Raw genomic sequence first — 730 nt, 5'->3', positions numbered from 1 at the left:
CCGCCGGGAAAATAAATGTAGTGTTCTACCCCCGCAAGGGTTTATTCACCAAGTTTTATTGCGTAGCCAATCAAACCGAAATGAATGATGCCGCAGGAAATATATACACGAATTATACCCCGTTACAACAAAGTTCGCAACCACAGTCCAGCGTACCCGGAGACATGATAACAAGCCCCGGAACGCCTACTGAAAGCGATTTCGTTAAACTGAATACCCCGCTATTAAATCCGACCGGTTTTAATGCCGATGTTCTGCTTGCCCCGTTGCCCATGTCCGGTGCCAACAGTCAGCCCACCGACTTGCGCGAATACAGAATGGGGACTTACGTACGACTGAATGTTTCACTTACTCGCGCCGTGGCACGCTTCGATATAGTAAACGATGCTACGAAGTCTCATTTTACTATCACGGATATCAGCATGGGAAACGGAAGACAGGGTGTAACACTGTTCCCCATTCGTCCGACAGGCGATGTTCCCGCCACAAACGGCCAACTGATTACATACCCTTACCGCCTTTTCGACGGACTGAACGCCAATGCAGGAACTACCACCAAAGCTTTCTATTGCTACCCATGTAAAGCCATAGATGCAGGATTTTTGATTTTGAAAGGACTGTATGCCATGAACCTGACGGATGAAAAGAAAGAGGTATCTTATCGCATCCCTTTCGAACGTGTGACCGATGGTGACGGAAGCCTAATCGAGATAAACCACAATCACCGCTA

At 47.8% G+C, this 730-nt stretch carries 1 pseudogene; it reads left to right on the top strand.

Annotated features, from left to right (window positions below):
• Positions 1-80: 80 nt before the first annotated feature.
• Positions 81-730, top strand: a pseudogene (locus BACCELL_RS25335) (hypothetical protein); the annotation flags it as partial.

This window comes from Bacteroides cellulosilyticus DSM 14838, from assembly GCF_000158035.1.
Classification (GTDB): domain Bacteria; phylum Bacteroidota; class Bacteroidia; order Bacteroidales; family Bacteroidaceae; genus Bacteroides; species Bacteroides cellulosilyticus.
The sequence above is the reverse complement of the archived record's forward strand: the minus strand, read 5'-3'. Positions and strand labels throughout refer to the sequence as shown.